The 19,542-nt window shown below is 32.2% G+C and carries 22 protein-coding genes; 15 read left to right on the top strand and 7 right to left on the bottom strand.

Annotated elements, in window-relative coordinates; genetic code table 11:
- Positions 1 to 128 precede the first annotated feature (128 nt).
- The 5 genes from AACZ41_RS15115 to AACZ41_RS15135 all read left to right on the top strand — a co-directional run bounded on the left by AACZ41_RS15115 (position 129) and on the right by AACZ41_RS15135 (position 6,194).
- Positions 129 to 1,103, top strand: a complete 975-nt coding sequence (locus AACZ41_RS15115) for a D-alanine--D-alanine ligase (protein WP_339629424.1) — start codon at positions 129 to 131, stop codon at positions 1,101 to 1,103.
- Positions 1,104 to 1,134: 31 nt separating this feature from the next.
- Positions 1,135 to 1,587 (top strand): pantetheine-phosphate adenylyltransferase, encoded by a 453-nt coding sequence (gene coaD, locus AACZ41_RS15120; protein WP_339629425.1) that lies wholly within the window; start codon positions 1,135 to 1,137, stop codon positions 1,585 to 1,587.
- 554 nt (positions 1,588 to 2,141) lie between these two features.
- A complete protein-coding gene (locus AACZ41_RS15125; RefSeq protein WP_339629427.1) occupies positions 2,142 to 3,995 on the top strand; it encodes a PAS domain-containing protein in 1,854 nt (617 codons plus the stop codon).
- Positions 3,982 to 4,386: a response regulator gene (locus AACZ41_RS15130; protein ID WP_339629429.1), complete on the top strand. Its 405-nt coding sequence runs from the start codon at positions 3,982 to 3,984 to the stop codon at positions 4,384 to 4,386. The genes AACZ41_RS15125 and AACZ41_RS15130 overlap by 14 nt, the downstream gene beginning before the upstream one ends.
- Before the next feature lie 65 nt (positions 4,387 to 4,451).
- Positions 4,452 to 6,194: a M14 family metallopeptidase gene (locus tag AACZ41_RS15135; protein WP_339629430.1), complete on the top strand. Its 1,743-nt coding sequence runs from the start codon at positions 4,452 to 4,454 to the stop codon at positions 6,192 to 6,194.
- A gap of 2 nt (positions 6,195 to 6,196) precedes the next feature.
- On the opposite strand, the gene AACZ41_RS15140 is transcribed toward AACZ41_RS15135, so the two are convergent.
- The gene (locus AACZ41_RS15140) at positions 6,197 to 6,787 is read right to left on the bottom strand and encodes an NUDIX domain-containing protein (protein WP_339629431.1); all 591 of its coding nucleotides are present in this window, start codon (positions 6,785 to 6,787) and stop codon (positions 6,197 to 6,199) included.
- Positions 6,788 to 6,794: 7 nt separating this feature from the next.
- On the opposite strand from AACZ41_RS15140, the gene pyrE reads away from it, so the two are divergent.
- The gene (pyrE, locus tag AACZ41_RS15145; RefSeq protein WP_339629433.1) at positions 6,795 to 7,439 is read left to right on the top strand and encodes an orotate phosphoribosyltransferase; all 645 of its coding nucleotides are present in this window, start codon (positions 6,795 to 6,797) and stop codon (positions 7,437 to 7,439) included.
- A gap of 3 nt (positions 7,440 to 7,442) precedes the next feature.
- A complete protein-coding gene (locus tag AACZ41_RS15150; RefSeq protein WP_339629435.1) occupies positions 7,443 to 7,835 on the top strand; it encodes an SRPBCC family protein in 393 nt (130 codons plus the stop codon).
- Here the strand turns inward: AACZ41_RS15150 and AACZ41_RS15155 are convergent.
- Entirely contained in the window at positions 7,832 to 8,563 is a 732-nt protein-coding gene (locus tag AACZ41_RS15155) for a biotin--[acetyl-CoA-carboxylase] ligase (RefSeq protein WP_339629437.1), read from the bottom strand. The genes AACZ41_RS15150 and AACZ41_RS15155 overlap by 4 nt on opposite strands.
- A 93-nt stretch (positions 8,564 to 8,656) precedes the next feature.
- Here AACZ41_RS15155 and rsfS point away from each other — a divergent pair, with 93 nt between their 5' ends.
- Genes rsfS through AACZ41_RS15185 form a run of 6 tightly spaced genes read left to right on the top strand, consistent with a single transcriptional unit; the run spans position 8,657 to position 13,413 of the window.
- Positions 8,657 to 9,034 (top strand): ribosome silencing factor, encoded by a 378-nt coding sequence (rsfS, locus tag AACZ41_RS15160; protein ID WP_339629438.1) that lies wholly within the window; start codon positions 8,657 to 8,659, stop codon positions 9,032 to 9,034.
- A gap of 9 nt (positions 9,035 to 9,043) precedes the next feature.
- Positions 9,044 to 11,050: an ATP-dependent zinc metalloprotease FtsH gene (gene ftsH / locus AACZ41_RS15165; RefSeq protein ID WP_339629439.1), complete on the top strand. Its 2,007-nt coding sequence runs from the start codon at positions 9,044 to 9,046 to the stop codon at positions 11,048 to 11,050.
- Between the two features lie 41 nt (positions 11,051 to 11,091).
- Positions 11,092 to 11,703, top strand: a complete 612-nt coding sequence (locus AACZ41_RS15170) for an LUD domain-containing protein (protein WP_339629440.1) — start codon at positions 11,092 to 11,094, stop codon at positions 11,701 to 11,703.
- 1 nt (position 11,704) lies between these two features.
- Complete coding sequence (locus AACZ41_RS15175; RefSeq protein WP_339629441.1) at positions 11,705 to 12,508, top strand: phosphatidate cytidylyltransferase; 804 nt, start codon at positions 11,705 to 11,707, stop codon at positions 12,506 to 12,508.
- Positions 12,498 to 13,181, top strand: a complete 684-nt coding sequence (locus AACZ41_RS15180; RefSeq protein ID WP_339629442.1) for a phosphatidylserine decarboxylase family protein — start codon at positions 12,498 to 12,500, stop codon at positions 13,179 to 13,181. The genes AACZ41_RS15175 and AACZ41_RS15180 overlap by 11 nt, the downstream gene beginning before the upstream one ends.
- Positions 13,156 to 13,413, top strand: coding sequence for an acyl-CoA-binding protein (locus AACZ41_RS15185; RefSeq protein ID WP_339629444.1), 258 nt, complete (start codon positions 13,156 to 13,158; stop codon positions 13,411 to 13,413). The genes AACZ41_RS15180 and AACZ41_RS15185 overlap by 26 nt, the downstream gene beginning before the upstream one ends.
- Positions 13,414 to 13,424: 11 nt before the next feature.
- Here the strand turns inward: AACZ41_RS15185 and AACZ41_RS15190 are convergent, their stop codons facing one another.
- Positions 13,425 to 14,123 carry a response regulator transcription factor gene (locus tag AACZ41_RS15190; protein ID WP_339629446.1) on the bottom strand — a complete coding sequence of 233 codons (699 nt, stop codon included), beginning with the start codon at positions 14,121 to 14,123 and terminating at the stop codon, positions 13,425 to 13,427.
- Positions 14,116 to 15,387 (bottom strand): HAMP domain-containing sensor histidine kinase, encoded by a 1,272-nt coding sequence (locus tag AACZ41_RS15195; protein WP_339629447.1) that lies wholly within the window; start codon positions 15,385 to 15,387, stop codon positions 14,116 to 14,118. Before AACZ41_RS15195 ends, AACZ41_RS15190 begins: the two co-directional genes overlap by 8 nt.
- A 240-nt stretch (positions 15,388 to 15,627) precedes the next feature.
- On the opposite strand from AACZ41_RS15195, the gene AACZ41_RS15200 reads away from it, so the two are divergent.
- Positions 15,628 to 16,761, top strand: a complete 1,134-nt coding sequence (locus AACZ41_RS15200) for a transporter (protein ID WP_339629448.1) — start codon at positions 15,628 to 15,630, stop codon at positions 16,759 to 16,761.
- Positions 16,762 to 16,788: 27 nt separating this feature from the next.
- Entirely contained in the window at positions 16,789 to 17,253 is a 465-nt protein-coding gene (locus tag AACZ41_RS15205; protein WP_339629450.1) for a doxx family protein, read from the top strand.
- A gap of 20 nt (positions 17,254 to 17,273) precedes the next feature.
- Here the strand turns inward: AACZ41_RS15205 and AACZ41_RS15210 are convergent, their stop codons facing one another.
- The 3 genes from AACZ41_RS15210 to AACZ41_RS15220 all read right to left on the bottom strand — a co-directional run bounded on the left by AACZ41_RS15210 (position 17,274) and on the right by AACZ41_RS15220 (position 19,434).
- Positions 17,274 to 18,038: a creatininase family protein gene (locus AACZ41_RS15210; protein WP_339629451.1), complete on the bottom strand. Its 765-nt coding sequence runs from the start codon at positions 18,036 to 18,038 to the stop codon at positions 17,274 to 17,276.
- Between the two features lie 204 nt (positions 18,039 to 18,242).
- Entirely contained in the window at positions 18,243 to 18,410 is a 168-nt protein-coding gene (locus tag AACZ41_RS15215; RefSeq protein ID WP_027067903.1) for a lmo0937 family membrane protein, read from the bottom strand.
- A 139-nt stretch (positions 18,411 to 18,549) separates the two neighbouring features.
- Complete coding sequence (locus AACZ41_RS15220; protein ID WP_339629454.1) at positions 18,550 to 19,434, bottom strand: dienelactone hydrolase family protein; 885 nt, start codon at positions 19,432 to 19,434, stop codon at positions 18,550 to 18,552.
- Positions 19,435 to 19,542: the final 108 nt, after the last annotated feature.

Below are 19,542 nucleotides of genomic sequence, written 5' to 3' on the forward strand. Positions count from 1 at the left end.
TAACTGCTTCGATCTATAGTTACATCAATACCAAAATCAATAATGTTTAAATTTATGCACTCAGTTTTCTTTTTTATTTTATGTCAATACTTCATCTTTGTCCTAACTATTTTTAATAGACCATACAGATGAAAAAAAATATTGCAATTATAATGGGCGGTTATTCTAGCGAATATAAAATATCGCTTAAAAGTGGTAATGTGGTCTATAACTACTTAAATAAGGAAAAATTCAATCTATTTAGAATTCACATTTTCAAAAACAAATGGGTTTATGTAGATGATTCTGAAAAGGAGACTATGATTGATCGTAATGATTTTTCTATTCCCTTGAACGATACCTCAATAAAATTCGATTGCGTTTTTAATGCAATACATGGTTCACCTGGTGAGGACGGACTCATGCAAGCTTATTTTGAATTATTAGGACTTAAGCACACTTCTTGCAACTTTTATCAAGCAGCACTGACTTTCAATAAAAGAGACTTATTAAGTGTTCTAAAACCTTATGGTATTAAATCGGCACCTTCATATTATTTAAATATGGGCGATGATATTAATGAAACCGATATTATCAATACGGTAAAACTGCCTTGTTTTGTAAAAGCAAATAAATCTGGCAGCAGTTATGGCATAACCAAAGTGTATAAAAAAGAAGAATTAAAAAGTGCAATAGAAATAGCTTACAAAGAAGATGATGAAATAATAATAGAAGGCTTCCTTGAGGGAACAGAAGTTTCTGTAGGTGTTCTAAAATTGAAGGGGGCGACAACAGTTTTTCCCATAACAGAAATCGTCACTGAAAATGATTTCTTTGATTACGAAGCTAAATACGAAGGCAAGTCACAAGAAATTACACCCGCAAGAATTAATCAAGTACAGCTAGAAAAAGTAACAGCCGTAGCTAAAAAAATATATAACGTTCTTAAGATGACAGGTTTTTCTAGAAGTGAATTCATTTTTATCGGAGACGAACCTTTCTTATTAGAAATGAATACTACACCTGGCTTAACAACAGCAAGTATATTACCGCAACAAGCTAAAGCAGCTGGTATTGAACTAGGTATGTTATTTGAATATGCCATAACAGAGGCATTGTCTTAAAATACCTATATTTAAAAAGTAAAACCTATCTATGAGACGAGCAATTTTCCCCGGTTCTTTCGACCCTTTAACATTAGGCCATCATGATATCATCATGAGAGGCATCACGCTATTTGACGAAATAATTATTGCCATAGGAAAAAATGCCGATAAGAAATATATGTTCAGTTTAGAAAAACGTATGCAATTTATTGAAGAGGCTTTTAAAGATGTGCCTTCAATTAAAGTGAAAACATACCAAGGTTTAACGGTAGATTTTTGTAAGAAAGAGGAGGCAAATTTCATTTTGAGAGGTCTAAGGAATCCCGCAGATTTTGAATTTGAGAAGGCAATTGCGCATACGAATAGAAAATTATCCGAAATAGAAACCGTTTTTTTATTGACTTCATCGGGCAAATCATACATTAGCTCTTCTATTGTGAGAGACGTAATTCGCAACAATGGGGACTACACTGGCTTAGTGCCAAATTCTGTAAGAAAGTAGGTCCCGAAAGTAATTTCACATTATAAAAGTACTCGTCAACAACCATTCTAGATAAAATCACCACAATTACATACTTCTCGGTTAGGGTTCCTAATAAGTTATTTGGAAAATTCCCTCTATTTATGCTTTAGTCATAAAAGAGTCCTTCATTTTCATTAGATTGGATTGTCAAATTCCTTCTTCCATAGCTATAATCAATACGAATTTTAAACTTATAAGTGCTTCACCTAGATGGTAAGCAAATTTTCAATTTGACCTAAGCCAAAGAGAAGGCAAAAAGTTTATTTAATTTGTTCCTGCATTAACTCAAGAATTATAGACACGGTTAAAATATAGCTTTATAACCAAAAACCAAATTGAAGCAATAAATGAAAAATCACAGTAGTGAGTTGTTCTAATAAAGCTAGCAAATTTAAAATTCATTTCAATAAAAAGCAGCAAATCCTACCCATTAAGTAAATTAAAATCAGTTATACAACAATATTTTACCAATTCACAACAATTATAATACTATCCTACACTTTACTCTTACTATTGTAAGAAATTACATCAGAATGATAAAAGTCCCCCAAACATCAAATACCTCTTATATCATAAGTCAATTGCCTACACCAACAGCTTTTATTGATACTGATTATAATATTGTTTATACATCTAATAAATGGAAGGGTATATTTTGTCTTAATAACGAGAATTATAAATCAAAAAGTTTATTTAAAGTTTTTCCACATCTAAGCCCTAAGTGGAAAATGGTATTAGAAAGTTGTTTTGAAGGAAACCCTCAACCTATGGGTATTCATAAAGCTAATAATATCAATAAAGAAGAATTATGGTTCGAGTGGTCAAATGTTCCTTGGTACGACTCTGATGAAAACATTATTGGCGCCATTATTCAATTAAGTGATATAACCGATTCTATCAACAACGAATTAGAATTAAGAAAGAAAGATCTACAGCTACAGCAACAGGCCGAGATAACCAAAATTGGCCGATGGGAATATGATTTAAAAGACAATAAACTTACCTGGTGTACAACTACGAAGGCTATACATGAGGTTCCACCGCATTTCATCCCTAACATTGAAAATGCACTTTTCTATTATAAAGAAGGTCATAGCAGAAACGCCATCTCGATGGCTCTTTTTGAGGCTCAAGATAATGGTAAAGCATGGAATAACTTAAAACTACAAATTATAACAGCAAATGGTAATGAAAAATGGGTTATGGCTAGTGGCAAACCTGTTTACAATAAAGGTGAATTGGTTGGCTTAGTGGGTACTTTTCAAGATATTCATGACCAAGTTGAAGCTGACATTAAATCTTTGGATAACGAAAAATTATTAAGAACCTTAATTGACAACCTACCAGTCAATGTTTACATAAAGGATACCGAATCCAGAAAAATTTTAGTCAATAAAGCTGAATGTGAATTTTTAGGCGTTGATAATCCTGAGGATATTTTAGGAAAAAGTGATTTTGAACTATATCCAGAAGAATCAGCAATTAAGTCGCGTGAAGAAGACTTGAGGGTAATGAGCACATTAAAACCCATTATCGGTAAAGAAACTAATAAAATAAAATTAGATGGCAAGGAAACGTCCTTTCTTAGCTCAAAAATACCTTTACTAAACAATAAAGGAATTGCTTATGGCCTTGTAGGTATTAGCTTAGATATTTCTAAATTAAAAGAGAAAGAATCTGAATTAAGAAATATAATTAACATAGCATCCATTCAGAATAAAAAACTTCTGAATTTTGCTCACATTGTTTCACATAACTTACGATCACATTCAGCTAATTTTTCAATGTTATTAAACTTTTTAGAAAGTGAAAATGATGAAGAGGAAAAAGTTCGAATAATAGGAATGCTAAGTGAGGCTTCTAATAATTTATTAGATACACTAGATAATTTAAACGATGTTATTTCCATAAACACTCACACCAACATAGAGAAGCAAAAAATAAACCTATATGACAAAGTTATAAATGTTAATCAAAATCTGATTTCGTATCTTATTAATAATAAGGCAACAATAAAAAATAATATTCCTTCAAATTTCAATGTAAAGGCTGTACCGGGTTATTTAGATAGTATTTTAACAAATTTCATAACAAATTCGGTCAGGTATAGGGATTTAAATAGAACACCGGTTATTACTTTAAGTGCATATAAAAAGAACAACTACTCTATTTTAACAATTTCAGACAATGGTTTAGGTATAGACCTTAAAAAGCATGGTAAAAAATTATTTGGTATGTACAAAACCTTTCACGACCATAAAGATGCTAAAGGAATTGGACTTTACATTACCAAAAACCAAATTGATGCCATGAATGGTAAAGTGGAAGTTACTAGTGAAGTAGGAAAAGGAACAGAATTTAAAATATTCTTTAATGAAAAAGATTAGTGATATTACCATAATTGATGATGACGCAATAACAGTTTTTGGTTTACGTAAATTAATTTCTTGCACAGTAGATTGTGACTCAATAATATCCTATGGTAATGGATTATTAGCATATGATGGAATAAAGAAAAAGTTAAAACAAAAAGAGCGAATTCCTCAAATAATCTTTTTAGATATTAACATGCCTATTATGGATGGTTGGGAATTTTTGGAAGCTTTTATAAAGCTCCCAATATCTGACAAAATAAGAATCAACATTGTTACATCTTCAATCGACCCTTTTGACAAACAGCAATGGGAATTTTATAAAAATAAAAGTCACCATTTAATCACATTCAACCTAAAACCGATTGATAGGAATAAAATTGAAGAGATCACCAAAATTTTATAAGCAATAAAGTATTGATTATTTTAGCTGAACTAATTTAGGTTACCTCTTAAAATACATGTTCGGTAATGAGAATACTACAACTATCACTCCTTTTAGTTTTATTGATTTCTTGCGAAAAAAAAATAGAACATACCAAAGCTGCTTTTCCTACACCATTCGAAATTTCGAATAAGTCTGAAACTGCTACCTACGAGCAGGTAGTTAAATTTTACCTAGAGTTATCCAAAGAATTTTCTAGCATAAATTTGCAAACTATTGGCACAACCGATAGTGGTAAACCTTTACATTTAGTAACCTTTAGTGCACAAGGTGATTTTGATTATAAAAAATTAAGCGAAGATCATACTTTAATACTTATTAACAATGGCATACATCCCGGTGAAAGTGACGGCATTGATGCCACGATGTTATTGTTTCGAGACTTAGCAACCAAAAAAATCAAAACACCCAAGCATACTATCGTTTCTACCATACCAATTTATAATATTGGAGGGTCATTAAATCGAAACAGCACTTCAAGGGCAAATCAAAATGGACCAAAAGAGTATGGGTTTCGAGGTAATGCCAAAAATTATGACCTCAATAGAGATTTCATTAAAACAGATACGAAAAACGCTGAAACGTTTGCTCAAATATTCCATCTTGTTAATCCAGATGTTTTTATTGATAATCATGTAAGCAATGGTGCAGATTATCAATATACACTGACCCACTTATTTACACAACATAATAAGCTTGGCGGAAAATTAGGAGAATATGTTCATGAAAGGTTAATGCCACAGCTAAAAGATTCACTTTTAAAATCCGACTGGGAAATTACACCTTATGTAAATGTCTTCAATAAACCGCCAGAATTAGGGTTTCAACAATTCATGGACTACCCAAGATACTCTAGTGGTTATACCACTTTATGGAATACTTTAGGAATGATGGTAGAAACCCATATGTTAAAGCCATACGATAAACGTGTAGAAGGCACTTATGAATTGATGCTTAAAATGATTTCCATTGCTGAAAAAGACGGTATCGAAATCAGGTCTCTACGCGATAATTCGACAAACTTATTCAAGGAAGATGATTATTACCCAATTACATGGCAGCTAGATACTACTAAAGTGTCTAAATTTAATTTTAAAGGATACAAAGCAGATACTATTGTAAGCAAGGTAACTGGTTTACCAAGATTAAAGTTCAATCGTGATATGCCCATTGAAAGTGAAGTAGCATACCAAGATTATTTTAAAGCATCTGATTCGGTGAAAATTCCTAATGCTTATATTATAGGTAAACAGTGGCAAAATGTTATTAAGAGATTAGATTTGAACCACATAACGTATTCCACACTCAAAAATGACACAGTCATAAAGGTTGAAGCGTACAGAATAGCTGATTATGAAACGGTTTCAGCGCCATACGAAGGTCACTACTTGCACTATAACACTACACTAAGTTCAATAGAAACCAGTGTAAATTTTCATTCAGGGGATCTAGTGGTACCCACAAATCAATCAGGAGTTAGATATATTTTAGAAACATTAGAGCCAGCTGCCGTAGATTCATTTTTTAATTGGAATTTCTTCGATACTATTCTACAGCAAAAAGAAGGTTTTTCTCCTTATGTATTTGAAGACACTGCACTTTTAATGCTAGAAAACGATTCTGTTTTAAACAATACGTTTTTGAACAAAAAGAAACTTGACGCCAATTTTAACTCTAACTGGTATCTACAGTTAGATTGGTTGTTTAAACAAAGTAATCTCTATGAGAAAGCCCATTTACAATATCCTATTTATAGAATAGTAAATTGAAATTAATCGCCTTCAAACAAAATTTTAATATTCACGTATGAATTTAAAAGTGCCTTTTGAATTTTAACAGGACCTTTCCATTTTACTTTTACAATTCCTTCCTTTTTCTCTGGCTTTAGTTTGCCAGTGTAATCGGTCTTCATTGCATACCAATGAACTTGTTTAAGCGTAATTATTCCGTTATTTTTAAATATATGGTAAGTGGTTCTTAAAAAATTTTCAATTTTAAGTCCTTTTACTCCTGTTTCTTCCTCTACTTCTCTAATGGCGCAATCTTCTATTGATTCGCCTTTATCCAATTTACCTTTTGGCAAGTCCCATTTATCATTTCTATATATAAATAGTACTTTACCTTTATCGTTGGTAACTACACCACCGGCCGCAACTACTAATGGAATTTCTTTAGTGAACTTCTTTAAAATTTCTTCATGATTTGGGTGGTAGATGTATGCAGATTCTAACTTTCCCTTCTTCAAAGACCTAATTGCCTCTTGTATAGAATCCTGATTTAGTAAAAAATACTCCCCATTTGCCGTTTCGGAGAGTTTATTTGTTAAAATCAAAGGCAATTCATTAACAAAAACTTTATACATTTGCGTCATGGTTTTAGACAAAAACACGGCTAAAAAAACAGCAGAGCTTCTGCTGCAAATTAATGCAATAAAATTGAAACCGGAAAATCCTTTTACTTGGGCTTCTGGTTGGAAATCTCCAATTTATTGCGATAATAGAATTTTGCTATCTTATCCTATCATCAGAAACTATATTCGAGATGAAATGGCCAAGCAAGTTGAACAATTATATGGCAGGCCAGATTGTATCGTTGGTGTTGCTACAGGGGCAATTGGTATCGGTGCATTAGTAGCAGATAAATTAAATCTCCCTTTTGTTTATGTGAGACCAGAACCAAAATCTCATGGTAGGCAAAATCAGATTGAAGGCCACTTAGAAGCACATCAGACCGTAGTTGTCATCGAAGACTTGATTAGCACAGGAAAAAGTAGCTTGAACGCAGTAGACGCTTTAAGGGCTATTGATGCTAATGTAAAAGGTATGCTGGCTATTTTCACTTATGGTTTTGAAACCGCCTTGAAAAATTTTCAAGACAAAAATACCGAACTACATACTTTAAGTAGCTACGAATATCTTATAAAACAAGCTTCTGATTCAGGGTATGTGAAAGAAGATCAGCTAAAAACGTTAATGGAATGGAGAAAAGATCCTTCACATTGGACAAACAAATAATTTATGTTTATAGAAACACCAAAAGCTCAAGTATCAAAAAGTAAAGAAGATACTTTCAACTTTTTAAACGAATTATCAAACTTTAGACAATTAATGCCTGAAAATATTAGCAAGTTCGAAGTTTTAAATGAAAATAGATTTTTGTTCGCTTTAAAGGGAATGCCAGAGATAGTCTTAGAGAAAAAAGAGCAAACTCCATTTAACAAACTTATTTTAGGTGCTGCGAGCGAAAAACTTCCTTTTACTCTAACTGCAGATATTATTGAATTAGAAAATGATAAAAGTGAAGTGGTATTAAGTTTTTCAGGTGAATTCAATTCGATGATGGCAATGATGATAAAAACACCTATAACAAACTTTATAAATACGCTTTCAACTAATTTAGAGAAGATTTAATACTGAAGTTGTATTTCTTTTAATCCAAATTCTTGAAGGCTTCCGTTTTCTAATTTCACTTTAAGCTTTCCATTTTTGGCGACTCCTTCTATAACACCTTCAATATGTTCATCCTTTTTAATTATAAAAGTGCTCTTCACTCCTATTTTAAATAATTGAGAGTGGTATTGTTTATACAATTCATTTTCAGCAGTTAAAATAGACCTATTTAACTGTTGATGTAAATTTTCAATGATAGCGTAAAACACTGAATCAAGATTAAAATCACGCCCCATTATCTTCTTTAAAGAAGAAGCATTTGGAGCATTTTTAAATTTAACTTGATTTACATTTAACCCTAACCCAATTATACTTCGTTTTATTTTTGAACCAGAAATAATATTTTCAATTAAAATACCTCCTATTTTTAAATTACCTGACAGAATGTCGTTAGGCCATTTCACCTTCAAATTCGGAATATTAAATTGATTTAAACTCTCTAAAATACTTAATGAAACACAAACATTCATTAGATATAAATGGTCTACGGTTATCCCAATATTTTTTTTCAATATACTGACTGTTAGATTTTTACTATTTTCTGACTCCCATTTTGAATTTAATTGACCTCTACCGGAGGTTTGATTTTCAGTAAGTATAATAGTGAAATCTTGTAAATCTTTTTTAGCAGATAATTCTTTCAAATAGGTATTAGTAGACTCCGTGGCATCAAGTTTGATTATTTGCATTTACAGTACTTATCGTGAATCTTTAATGTATTGTTAAAAACTAGGCATAAAAGAACAAAAAAATAATAACTTTGTAAAAACTAAAATTTTTGAATGCAGGAAAGTAAAGCTAGCGTAGATGAGTTAATTGCATTAATCATACAGGGAGTTGACGAAGTTAAAGGGCAAAATATAAATCTATTAGATTTAAGAGAAATTGAGAATACCGTTTGTGATTACTTCATTATTTGTAACGGTACCTCTAACACGCATGTAAATGCAATCGTAGGATCAATCCAAAAAACAGTAAGCAAAGCGATTCAAGACAAGCCTTGGCACGTAGAAGGCGAGGATAATGCTGAATGGGTATTAATGGACTACGTAAATGTAGTGGTTCATGTATTTCAAAAGCAAGTTCGAGAATTCTACGACATAGAAGGCTTATGGGGTGATGCGAAGTTCACAACCATAGAAAGCAGCGTTAATAATTAAAAAATTAAAATGGCAAAAGAAAACAAAACAAGTCCGAATAAACCAAAGTTCAGTTCTTGGTGGATTTATGGATTAGTAGCAGTATTACTTATAGGATTTCAATTATTCAATAGTGATGATTTAGCAAGTACTAATAAAACTACTACTTCAGAACTTCAACAGTATTTAAGAAATGGTGATGTCAAAAAGATTTTGATTATCACTAACACCAATCAGGCAAAAGTTTTCTTGACCGACGAGGCTATTTCTAAAGAAGTACATAAAGATGTTAACGAGAAATCTTTTTTACCCACATCAGATAACGTACCGCAATACACCTTGGACTATGGTGATCTTCAAATTTTTCAAAACGAGATAACCGAAATAAAAAAGGAAAACAATCTACCTACCATTATTGAATTTGGGAAAGAATCTACAGCCATTTTAGATTTCCTACTTTCCCTATTGCCATTTGTTTTGATTATTGGTATTTGGATATATTTAATGCGAAGAATGTCCGGCGGTGGAGGCGGCGGTGCAGGTGGCCAAATTTTTAACATCGGAAAATCTAAAGCTAAATTATTCGATGAGAAGACCGATACAAGAACATCATTTAAAGATGTTGCCGGTCTAGAAGGTGCAAAAGAAGAAGTTGAAGAAATTGTTGACTTTTTAAGAAACCCAGATAAATACACCTCTCTAGGAGGAAAAATTCCTAAAGGTGCATTATTAGTAGGACCCCCAGGAACAGGTAAGACCCTTTTGGCTAAAGCTGTTGCTGGTGAAGCAAAAGTTCCGTTCTTTTCACTTTCTGGCTCAGATTTCGTAGAAATGTTCGTAGGTGTTGGTGCATCTAGGGTAAGAGACTTATTCAAACAAGCTAAAGACAAATCGCCAGCTATCATCTTCATTGATGAAATTGATGCTATTGGTAGAGCTAGGGGTAAAAATAATTTTACAGGTTCAAATGATGAACGTGAAAATACACTTAACCAATTATTGACTGAAATGGACGGTTTCGGCACCAATACAAATGTAATTGTATTGGCAGCGACCAACCGTGCAGATGTATTGGATAAAGCTTTAATGCGTGCAGGTAGATTTGATAGACAGATTTATGTTGATTTACCGGACATTCGTGAACGTAAAGAAATTTTTGAAGTTCACTTAAGACCTATAAAAACCGCAGAAACACTTGATTTAGATTTCTTGGCAAGACAAACTCCAGGTTTCTCCGGTGCAGATATTGCCAACGTTTGTAACGAAGCCGCTTTAATTGCAGCACGAAAAGAAAAGAAAGCTGTTACTAAGCAAGATTTCTTAGATGCCGTTGACAGAATCGTTGGTGGTCTTGAAAAGAAAAACAAAATAATCACTCCAGGCGAAAAAGAGACCATTGCTTATCATGAAGCAGGTCATGCTACCACTAGTTGGATGTTAGAACATGCTGCCCCATTAGTAAAAGTAACCATTGTACCTAGAGGACAATCCTTAGGTGCCGCTTGGTATTTACCAGAAGAGCGTTTAATTGTACGACCTGAGCAAATGTTGGACGAGATGTGTGCAACTATGGGCGGTAGGGCTGCTGAGAAAGTTATTTTCAACAAAATATCTACTGGTGCTTTAAGCGATTTAGAAAAAGTTACCAAACAAGCTAGGGCAATGGTAACCATCTATGGCCTTAATGATGAAATAGGTAACATTACCTATTACGATTCAGCAGGACAAGATTCTTATGGTTTTTCAAAACCTTATAGTGAAGATACCGCTCGAAAAATAGATGCTGAAATATCTAAAATTATAGAGGAGCAATATCAAAGAGCTATTAAAGTTCTTACCGATAACAAAGACAAATTAACGACCTTGGCCGAAAGATTATTGGAGAAAGAAGTTATCTTTAAAGAGGATTTAGAAAAAATATTTGGAGTAAGAAATTTCGAAAAAGATATTTTAGCTCTAGAAAACAAAAAAAAACTTGAAAAGATAAAAGATTCAGATTCCAAAACAGAAGAACAAGAAATTACAAATAATAAATAATATTGCAGTATTTTAGATTTGAAATTGTTTTAAAAAAATAAATGGGGCTTTTAGATATTTTATTTGGTGGTGGCAAGAAAAAGGTTTCGAAAGAAACTGCGGAAACGCGAGGTGACCATATGCCAGATTTAAATATTCCTGTTGATGAAAAATTCACAATTCACTTCAAACAAAACGGAGGTAAATTTATTTATTGTACATCAGATTTAGAGGTATCTAGGGCATTACAAAATATAATTGACGAGAATAATTGGCAAAGCGAACCCTTTTACGTTTTAAATAAACGACTCGCAGAAAAATTTGCAAAGGAACCTATTTCTTTTACAGATAAAGCAAAACAGAGTGAGGTGTTCTTTACTACTTGTGAACATCTCATTGCCCAAAACGGTAGTATTCTCGTTTGCTCCAATCAATTGCACGAGAAAAAAGTTAATGAGCTTCCAAGTAATCTTGTAGTTTTTGCCACCACTAGTCAACTTGTAGAATCAATTGGTGAAGGCTTAAAGACTATTAAGAAGAAATACGGTCAAAAAATTCCTGGTAATATAACTACATTAAAACACTTCAAAGCTACCGAAGAAAACTCAGATGATTTTCTAACATATGGTAGTAGCACTAAAAATCTTTATCTTTTACTTTTGGAAGATTTATAGTATGAAAGAAATTTTAAGAAGGTCGTTAACAGGGGCTGTCTATATTATTTTATTATTATCAGCAGTTTTCCTCAGTTCCGATGCTTTCGACTTCTTGTTTATGACTTTTGGCTTAGCCTGCTTGTACGAGTACAAAAAATTGGTAGGCTTAAGAGGATATCATATTTTCGCTGCATATTTGGCACTTTGGTGGGTATTTATTTATTTAGTAAAAGACCAACAAATAATAAACATTTTAATGGTAATCACAATTATTGTTGATGTTTACCTCCTTATTAATCTATTTTCTAAAAAACCTATAAAATTAACTACACTAAAAAAATTCATCATCGGCCTTTTTTATATAGGTGGCGGTTGTATATTTCTGACCATGATACCTTATAAGAATGATGCATTTGCAAAACTTCTTATAATGGGCATATTTATTTTAATTTGGGTTAATGATTCTTTTGCATACTTAGTGGGTAAAAGTATAGGTAGAACGAAATTATTTCCATCAGTTTCTCCTAAAAAAACTATTGAAGGAACCGTTGGTGGTTTTATATTTGCACTTGGCGCAGCCTATATAATTGCTACGCAAGAAGAATTAATTAGTCCTGTACAATGGATGATACTGGCAACAGTAATAGTCATTGCCGGTAGTTTAGGCGATTTAATAGAATCAAAATTTAAAAGAGCTGCAGGTGTTAAGGATAGCGGTGCTATCTTGCCAGGTCATGGCGGTATGCTAGACCGTTTAGATAGCTTAGTATTTGCAGCGCCATTTGCATATTTAACTTTAAATATATTTAGTTATGTTTCATAGAGAAGGACAAAAAATCATATTGTTTTCTTTTTGTTTAGTAGGGATAAGTGTAATCCTAGCTCATTTCTTTATTGACTTATCATGGTTAAAATTAACCGTTCAATTAATTGGCTTAGTTGTAATTATAACGATTCTTCAGTTTTTTAGAAACCCTAAAAGAATAGCAGTAAAGAATTTTAATGAAATTCTCTCCCCTGTTGATGGTAAGGTGGTGGTTATTGAAGAAGTTTTTGAAAAAGAATTCTTTAACGATAAAAGAAAACAAGTGTCTATTTTCATGTCTCCTGTAAATGTACATGTTACTAGATACCCAGCTAGCGGTAGCATTACTTTTTCAAAATATCATCCTGGTAAATTTTTAGTTGCATGGCATCCAAAGTCAAGCGAGGAAAATGAAAGGACGACTGTGGTTATAAAGACTCCTAAATTTGGCGAAATATTATATCGCCAAATTGCTGGTGCCATGGCTAGACGAATTATCAATTATGCCGAGAAAGGCGAAAGCGTGCAACAGGGCGACGATTCAGGTTTTATTAAATTTGGTTCTAGGGTTGACTTATTCTTACCTTTAGATTGTCAGATAAATGTAAAACTTAACCAAAAAGTAAAAGGTGCCGGAACTTGTATAGCTACTTTTGTTGACCCAAATGAAAAAGAAGAAATCACAAACTAAATTTGAAGAGGCAGTAGGTTTTGTAAATAGTTATACCGAACCTATACCCGCAGATGTGATTCTTAAACTCTACGCATATTACAAGATCGCAAATGATAATTTTGACAATCCTGGCAGCAAGACTCCACTTATCAATGCTTTTAAGGCAAATGCCTTATTTCAAGCTAAGAACATGAATAAAAAGAAAGCAATGAAATCTTATATAGAATTGGTTGAAAAAGAATTGAAATAATATTAAAACATTTATTCTAAATGCAAGATAAAACCTTGACTGTGAACATTATCTATACTAATATTCACGTCTTTTTCTAAATATTTTCGAAGGCGTGTAATAAATACATTCAAGCTTTTTTTATTAAAATAATCATTATTCCCCCATAACTTGATCAATATATCTTTATGACTGCATAGGACATTTTGACGTAATACTAAATAATGGAGTAATTCACTTTCTTTAGTTGTCAAATGAAATATTTCATCGTTAAATACAAGTTCTTGGTTCAATGAATTAAAAGTATATTGACCTAATTTAAAATGAAAGATATCTTCTTCAACTCTTTTTTCACTATTCAATCGATTTAATAAGTTCTCTATCCTAATTACCAATTCTTCTTCATCAATAGGTTTTTTTAAATAATCAACAGCGCCTAAATAGAACCCCTTAAGCACATCAACTTTTAATGACCGAGCTGATAAAAATAAAAATGGCAAATCAGGAAATCTGTCTTTCATCTGTTCTGCTAATGAAAAGCCATCCATATCCGGCATGGTAATATCCAATATAGCTAAGTCATACTTGTTGACTTCCAAATTTTTTAAGGCACTTATTCCATTGACAAACCAGCTAATTTCAAAATTCTTCATAGAAAGATATTCTGAAAGTAAATACCCTAGATCTGCACTATCTTCTACTAAAATTATTCTATGTTTTTTCTTATTCATTACCCAGAGGTATTATTAAAGATATTTTGGTTCCTTTTCCTTTTTTACTCTCCATTAAAACTTTGCCTTTATGCTTTTCAATAACTTTTTTAACATAGCTCAATCCAAGGCCATACCCCTTTACTGTTTGAACCTCTTTATCATTTACTCTATAATATTTTAAGAATATTTTTTTCTTTTCTTCTTCAGAGACCCCTTTACCATTGTCAGAAATTTCAATGATAAACTGATTCTTGAAACTGTAGGCGTTTAATGTTATAATTGGTTGAACCGAATATTTCTTTGCGTTATCTAAAATATTATTAATTGAATTTTCTAGATGAAATTCCTCGGCATTTATTATAAAACAACCTTGTTGTAAAGTATAGGTAAAATGAACCTCTTCAATTTCAACCAATGTTGCAAACTCTTCACATAATTTCAACAAATAAGGCCTAAAATCAATTTTTTCGAGTTTTAGCACATTATTGCTAGACTCTAGATTACCCAGTTCCAAAACCTTATCAATATGCACAGAAAGTCTTTTAACCTGTTGTCTAATCATACTTAAAATCGGTTTCTGGTCCTTTAAAGCAGATTCTTCCAAAATTTTAGTTGCTAAACCAATTGAAAATACAGGAGTCTTTAATTCATGAGTTAAATTATTTATAAATTCATTGGTCGTAGTAATTACATTTCGCTGCCAGTAGTATGTTTTAAGAACCCAAATAACTGCAATACAAATACCTAAAATAAAGAGAATACTTGGCAATGTAAGTCCGTTCAATTTTGATAAAAAAAAGCTGTTAAGATTTTTGAATTGTAATTCTAAAACAACTTTCTTTTCGAATTCTTTAGGCAAATAGCCAATTAATTCAATAGGATACGATTCTATATTATCATCTAACTCGAATCTTTTAGGAGATTGAAGATAAAAAGATGAGTCTTTAGAGTGTAATGTATAGGTAAAATCGGTATCAATTCCATTATTAACAAGCTTTTCTGTGATATAGTCATTAAGAAAATATCGAGAAGCATCCTGTACACTATCAATACTATTCGTAAAGTAGGTTGTATCTTCTTTTAATGCGCTTCCTATTAAAAAAGTTAACTGATTTTCTGCCTCTAGTCCTTGGGCGATATCACTACTGACATTTCCCAATTTTGCATTAAACTGCAGTTTGGCCAAATTCAAACCAATTCTAAGATATTGATATTGAATCACCGCCAACCCAATAAGAGATACAAAAAATATGGCTATATATATGTTTCTTTTCTTCAACATGTTCCTTAAAGAAACTTAATTAGATTGGTAAATTAAGTAAACTTAATCTTTCATTAAGTCAATTAACTTTTCATTAATCTTTTTTACAAAATGGTTAATCTAAAAGTAAGGTTATACTATTAATTTAGTCGGGAGTTATAAACTTAAATTTGAGTGATTTCCAAACATTTAAAAATATTGATCACCTCTAGCAATTACGAGTTGGCCATTATTTTATCAAAACATCAAACCAAAATCATTATGATCAATAGACTACCCATACTTTTTTTATTTATTATTCTTTCAGCCTCTTATTTAAAAGCTCAGGGCTGTGTAGCTATTCGTCATTTTTCTTCTTGTGTTGGAAATAATCTTGAAAATAACATTATAAATAAAGGAGATATACAATTTGGAATGAATTACAGATATTTTAAATCATTTAGACATTTTAGAGGAACGGAAGAAGAACCTGACCGTATAACTAACAATACCGAAGTTGTTAATCATTCACATAGTACCGACTTCTTTTTAACATATGGAATTAGCGAGAGAGTATATACCAGCATCACCATACCTACCGTATTTAATTCAAGATCATCATTATATGAACATGGCAGAGAAGAACGAAATACAACCTTTTCTAGGGGCTTAGGAGACATACGCCTTGGGGTAGGTTTATGGTTATTTGATCTTGAGAAACATAAAAATGGAAACTTAGCTGTTGGCCTGGGTTTTAAATTGCCTACTGGAAACTATAATGCTTCTGATATATTTTATAATGTTGGCACAAATGACCAACCACAAACCAGACCTGTAGACCAGTCTATACAGCCAGGTGATGGAGGCTTTGGATTTACAGCGGATTTTCAATTATATCAAAAAATAGCAGAAGGCCTTTTTGGTTATGCAAGTGGCTTTTATTTATTGAACCCGAGGGAGACAAATGGAATAAGAACTTTTAGAGAAACATTGAGTCCTTTGCTTGAAAATGAGGCCATAATGGCTGTTCCTGATCAATATTCAATAAGAACGGGAATAAGTTATAGTATCGCTCCATCAATTTCATCCTCCATAGGAACACGTTTTGATTGCGTGCCAGTTAAAGATTTAATTGGCGGCAATAATGGCTTTAGAAGGCCAGGCAGTGTCTTATCTATAGATCCAGGAATAGGTTTAAATAAAAACAATTTCTCATTTAACTTAAATGTCCCTTTTGCTATTAGAAGGGAACGTACTCAAAGCATAACGGACATTCAAACAGAACAATCTACTGGAACGCCAAGACATGGTGATGCCGCATTCGCTGATTATGTTATCAACTTCGCAGTAACTTATCGCATTGCCAATAATAAAGTGAAAATTTCTCCAGATTTATTAAACGAATTTAAAAAGTAGCATTTCTACACCTGATAAAGTTAATTTATGGAGAACAAAGAAAAATTTAAAGGCAAAATCATTAGTACCTCAATCGGTATAGTCTACCTAATTTTTGGTGTATTAAAGTTTTTTCCCGATTTCAGCCCTGCTGAAGAATTGGCTACAAATACCATTCAAATTCTAACATTGGGCATTTTACCCTCTCATGTGGGTTTAATAACCTTAGCTTTATTTGAAACTTTTATAGGAATATCCCTATTGCTAAATTGGAAAAATAAAATGATAATCTATTTCGCCATTACTCATATTACTTTGACTTTTGCTCCACTATTTCTAATGCCAGAGCAAATTTTCGGTAAAAATGAATTCGCTATAACTTTATTAAGTCAGTATATTTTTAAAAACATTATCATATTAGGGGCACTATATACCTTAAAAATAGATGTAGACCTAAATGAAAAAAAAGTCAATAAGAAAAATATCTTATTCGGACTAGTAAGTGAAAAATAATAGATTTAACTCGTTTAATACTATTCGTATAAGTCATTTAAATCTGCTTCACAAAGAGCACAAAAAAGCTCATCTAGCTTTTTTGTAATATCATTAAAAAAACGCTCACCTTTATCTGCCGTTGCAAATTCTGGATTACCTATACCTGTGTCGTTACTTACTTTTGACCATTGTCTTTCTGCCCAAAGCCAGCCTTCATTAAAAGCCTTAATTTTAAATTTCTTTTCGTCACCACTGCCCCATTTATCTTTTGGCAACACCAAATCTGGTCTTAAATAAAGCATTAGACTTGTTTCCATTTCATCGGCATGGTCACCTTTTTCCTTGAAATACTGAGTTTTATCTAACATTTGAGGAAAGAAACTAAAGCTTATAAACATGTCAGGAAACAACAAGCCCAACTCTCTTACGATAGGCTTGAAATTATTGCCTCCGTGGCCATTGAACAATAATAATTTAAAAATGCCCTGCCTATTCAGAACAGTTACAATATCTTTAAGGATAGCCAATTGTGTAGAAGGGTTAAGGTTCATATCAAGATAAATATCTTTCTGCCCAGTATTTACACCAAAAGGAATTGTCGGTAAAACAATTACCTTTTTTCCCTTTCCCCATGATACCTTGGCTGCCGCTTCTACAAAACTTTTAGCTTGATAATTGTCAGTACCATAAGGCAAATGATAATTATGAGCCTCGGTTGCACCCCATGGCAAGACCGCTAACTCAAATCGTTCATCTTTTAAACTTTCCCAATTCGTTTCTGCAAGTACATAAGGTCTAATCATAGTATTAAAGATACTATTAAAATGATTTATTCAAATGAATTGCTCTTTAGAAACATGTTAAAATAATTATAGAATTAAAATTGTAAATACATAGATTCCAATTCGATACTTGTAGCTTTAACAAACTCCTAGAATGATATAAAAAAACCCCTGAAAAAAATTCAAGGGTATCTATTTTATTTAATATTGATCTTAGGATTTATACTATAAGACCTTCTTACCTGAAATTATATTGTAAAGAATAACAATTACTGCTATTACTAATAAAATATGCACTAAGCTACCAGTTGCAAGACCAGGTACAATACCTAACATACCAAGTAACCAAATAATAATACATATAACCGCTACTAACCATAAAAGACTTCTCATAATGTGTTGTTTTAGATTGTTTATATGTTAAAATTAATAGTATTGATCCAGTTCGTTTAACTCAATTCAAAGTAATAATAACTCAAATTCCGTCATGAGTAAATAATAAACACATTAAAACTAACTCATTATCAATAATTTACATTAAATTTTCTTTAAAAAAATCAATCGTTCGAGACCATGCTAATTCTGCAGCTTCCTTATCATACCGTGGTGTTGACGTATTATGAAAACCATGATTAACGTCGGGATAGAAAAATGCAGTATATTTCTTATTATTTTCTTTCAGTGCTTTTTCATATTCGGGCCACCCGGCATTAACGCGTTCGTCTAAACCTGCATATTGCAACATTAATGGTGCATTAATATCTGCAATGTTTTCCGTTGGTTGACCTCCATAAAAAGGTACAGCTGCCGCCAAATCAGGAACTTTAACTGCCATCATGTTAGAAATCCATCCACCGAAACAAAACCCTACTACTCCAATTTTACCATTACAATTTTCATTTGTCTTCAGATATTCAAACGCTGCTATGAAATCTTCCAACATTTCATCTCTATCCCTGGTCCTTTGCATTTCCCTTCCTTCATCATCATTACCAGGATAACCACCAAGCGGACTCAATGCATCTGGAGCTATCGTTATAAAACCAGCCAAGGCTGCTCTTCTTGCCGTATCCTCCACATATGGGTTTAGACCTCTATTTTCATGAACTACAACTATACCTGGCAATTTTCCGTCTGCTAATTTTGGTTTGGATAACAGTGCCTTTATCTCACCTCCGCCTTTGGGAGAATTATAGGTAATAAATTCAGAATCTAAATCGGGATTATTTTTATCTACTAAAAAAGTAGTTTCATAATTTGGCATTAAAAAACTCATCAAAGATGCCACTGTAATTCCACCTACAGCATATACGGATAGCTTTTGTACAAAATCGCGTCTTTGAATTTTATTATGCGCATATGCATCATAGAGGTCAAATACTTCTTGTTTGATATCTACTTTTCTAAGTATTTTCATTTTTCAACTTTTTCGTTCTTTACTAAATATACAAAAAATACCATATCATTCATTTAAACTTAAAACGAAAAAAGCCTCACTTCCAATGTAATAGGGATGAGGCTTCTA

It is taken from the genome of uncultured Maribacter sp. (genome assembly GCF_963974015.1).
In the GTDB taxonomy this organism is placed as follows: Bacteria; Bacteroidota; Bacteroidia; order Flavobacteriales; family Flavobacteriaceae; genus Maribacter.